This window comes from Methylorubrum podarium (assembly GCF_022179745.1).
Lineage (GTDB): Bacteria > Pseudomonadota > Alphaproteobacteria > Rhizobiales > Beijerinckiaceae > Methylobacterium > Methylobacterium podarium.
Window position 1 is genome coordinate 1 of the sequence record NZ_BPRD01000597.1, and the last position, 2,946, is coordinate 2,946.

A 2,946-nucleotide genomic window follows, 5' to 3' on the forward strand; every position below is an offset into this window, starting at 1 on the left:
GCCCTGCCGCTCGGCGCCCTGTCCCGCCCCGCGGCCTCCGGTCCGGGCGTGTCGGTCCGGCCCGCGGGCGCCGAGGCGCGCTTCTCCCTGCGGGCGCGGCTCGCCGGCGGCGGCGCGCCGAAGGTCGCCGGGCTCGGGCTCGACGCGCCGATCAACACCGTCGGCACCGACGGCACCGACGGCGAGAGCGTGACCACCGGGACCTGGATCGCCCGCCTCGGACCCGACGAGTGGCTCGTCGGCGGCCCGGAGGCCGATGCCGACCTGCTGCAGGGCCGCATCCACGAAGGGCTCGCCGGCCTGCCCCATTCCCTGGTCGACGTCTCGCACCGCAATGTCGGCATCGACGTGTCGGGCCGGCAGGCGGCGGCGGTGCTCAATGCCGGCTGCCCGCTCGATCTCTCCGAGGCCGCCTTTCCGGCGGGCAGCGCCACCCGCACCCTGCTCGGCAAGGCCGAGATCGTGCTGATCCGGCCAACGGCGGCGCCCGTCTATCGCGTCGAGTGCTGGCGTTCCTTCTCGACCTATGTCCACGGTTTCCTCAATGAGGCCGTGTTCGGCGTCGAAGGACCGGCCACGCCTTGATGCAGGATTGACGCAGGATTGATGCGGGCCGGCGGCGATCCCACCTCCTCGCCGAGGGCCCGCGCGAGGCCCCGGTCCCCTGTCGTGACGGGCCTCTCCCCGAACGGGCCTCCGCGTCTCGCGAGAGGCGCTCTCGGGAGAGGCGCTTTTTTGAGAGAGCAACGGACCCGATGATCAGCACCTTCGATCTGTTCAAGATCGGGATCGGTCCGTCGAGTTCGCACACCGTCGGGCCGATGGTCGCGGCGCGCCGGTTCCGCGAGACCGTGCTCGCCCGCGGCGGCGTCGCCCGGATCAGCGCCGAGATCTACGGCTCCCTCGCCTGGACCGGCCGCGGCCACGGCACCGACGTGGCGATCCTGCTCGGGCTCCTGGGCCACGCGCCCGCCACGATCGATCCCGACCGGACCGGGCCGCTCGCGGACGAACTGCGCCGCACCGGCGACCTCGGCATTCCGGGCGTCCGTTTCGAGCCCGAGCGCGACCTCGTCTTCAACTTCAAGGACATCCTGCCGCTGCACACCAACGGCATGCGCTTCTGCGCCGACGATGCTGCCGGTGCTCGGATCGAGGACCAGATCTTCTACTCGGTCGGCGGCGGCTTCGTCGTCACGGCCGCGGAGGCCGAAGCCGCCTCGGCCGGGGATGCCGGGGCGGAGCCGCCGCCGCTCGCCTTCGGCAGCGGGCGCGAGCTCCTCGACCTGACGCTGCGCACCGGGCTGACGATCCCGCAGATCCAGCTCGCCAACGAGCTGACCCTGCGCCCGCGCGCGGAGATCGATGCCGGCCTCGACGCGATCCGCGACGCGATGTTCGCCTGCATCGAGCGCGGCCTGCGCATGGACGGCGAGCTGCCCGGTGGCCTGCGGGTGCGGCGGCGCGCCAAGCGGCTCTACGAGTCGCTGGAGGCGACGCGGCTCGCCAACAGCCGCCCGGCCCACGAGATCATGGACTGGATCAGCCTCTACGCGCTCGCCGTCAACGAGGAGAACGCCTCGGGCGGCCGGGTGGTGACGGCGCCGACCAACGGCGCGGCCGGGATCGTGCCGGCGGTGCTGCGCTACACCCGCGACTTCTGCCCCGACTGGAGCGACGAGCGCGGGCGCGACTTCCTGCTCACCGCCGCCGCCATCGGCGGGCTGATCAAGGCCCGCGCCTCGATCTCGGGAGCCGAGGTCGGCTGCCAGGGCGAGGTCGGCTCGGCCGCGGCGATGGCGGCGGCGGGACTGACCGCGGCGCTCGGCGGCTCGGCCTTCCAGATCGAGAACGCCGCCGAGATCGCCATGGAGCACCATCTCGGCATGACCTGCGATCCGATCGCCGGCCTCGTCCAGGTGCCCTGCATCGAGCGCAACGCCTTCGGCGCCAACAAGGCGGTGGTGGCGGCGTCCCTGTCGCTCCGCGGCGACGGCGAGCACCGGGTGAGCCTGGACGAGGTCATCGAGACCATGCGCCAGACCGGCCACGACATGCAGGCCAAGTACAAGGAAACCTCGCTGGGCGGGCTGGCCGTCAACGTCGCCGCCTGCTGAGGAAGGACGCGGGTCTTCCGCCCTCGAAGCGACCGGTCGGCCATCGCCGGGCCCCACCCGATCAGACCGTTTCCGGTTGATCGCTTCGGCCTCCGTCGCTCCTCTCCTCCCCCTTGTGGGGAGGGGACAAGCCAGGGTCTGACCGAAGGAATCAACCGGAAACCGTATCACGCCGGCCGTGACCGATCCCGCAACCCCCTCTTCCGACCCCGGAGGAGGGGGTTTTGTCGTCGGCGGGCCGGTTCGCGCCCGGCACGGCCCCAAGGTGAACGGTCAGGCGGACGCCCGCCTCATGCATGATAGGTAAGCAAACTGCTAAAAATCGGGACTTTCCTGCACAATGCATGCGCATCAAGCAGAGCAGATCCCAAGCATTGGCGCTCCTCCGACGACTCAGGAAGCCTCATATGAACGTCGACGCGGGCCGTCCTCGTCTTGATCAACGACGGCGCGATCGAGGTTCATCCCATGTTCAACAAGGTTTTCGAGAGTGTTCGCGCCCATCTCCGCGCGCGGGTCGAAGAAGAGACGCTCATGGACCTGAGCGACGCGGCGCTGGACGATATCGGCCTGACCCGCGGCGCCCTGTCGGCGTTGAGGACCGGCGCCGAGCCGGCCTATGCCGAGGAGCGGACCATCGCGCCGCTCTTCGCGGCGCTCGCCTTCCCGGTGACCCTGCAGGCCGCCTGAGGGCGCCCTCGGCGGACGGTTCGAGGAACCGCCGTCCCTTCCGTCACCGGCATTCCGGGGCGCTGGCAAGCGAACCCGGAACGACGGAGGCGTTGCGACGTCCGGTTGATCGGCTCGGTGCCTTCTCCGTCATTGCGAG

At 71.1% G+C, this 2,946-nt stretch carries 3 protein-coding genes; all 3 read left to right on the forward strand.

Annotated elements, in window-relative coordinates; all coding sequences use genetic code 11:
• The coding region (locus tag MFF42_RS24275) for a sarcosine oxidase subunit gamma (protein ID WP_238258424.1) at positions 1-585 on the forward strand (585 nt) is incomplete at its 5' end.
• A 170-nt stretch (positions 586-755) separates the two neighbouring features.
• Positions 756-2,117 carry an L-serine ammonia-lyase gene (locus MFF42_RS24280; RefSeq protein ID WP_238258426.1) on the forward strand — a complete coding sequence of 454 codons (1,362 nt, stop codon included), beginning with the start codon at positions 756-758 and terminating at the stop codon, positions 2,115-2,117.
• 468 nt (positions 2,118-2,585) lie between these two features.
• Positions 2,586-2,807: a YjiS-like domain-containing protein gene (locus tag MFF42_RS24285; protein WP_238258428.1), complete on the forward strand. Its 222-nt coding sequence runs from the start codon at positions 2,586-2,588 to the stop codon at positions 2,805-2,807.
• The last annotated feature ends 139 nt before the right edge of the window (positions 2,808-2,946 follow it).

Coding starts and splice junctions, on each gene's coding strand:
- MFF42_RS24285 (WP_238258428.1), top strand. CDS start 2,586: ATGTTCAACAAGGTTTTCGAGAGTGTTCGCGCCCATCTCCGCGCGCGG.
- MFF42_RS24280 (WP_238258426.1), top strand. CDS start 756: ATGATCAGCACCTTCGATCTGTTCAAGATCGGGATCGGTCCGTCGAGT.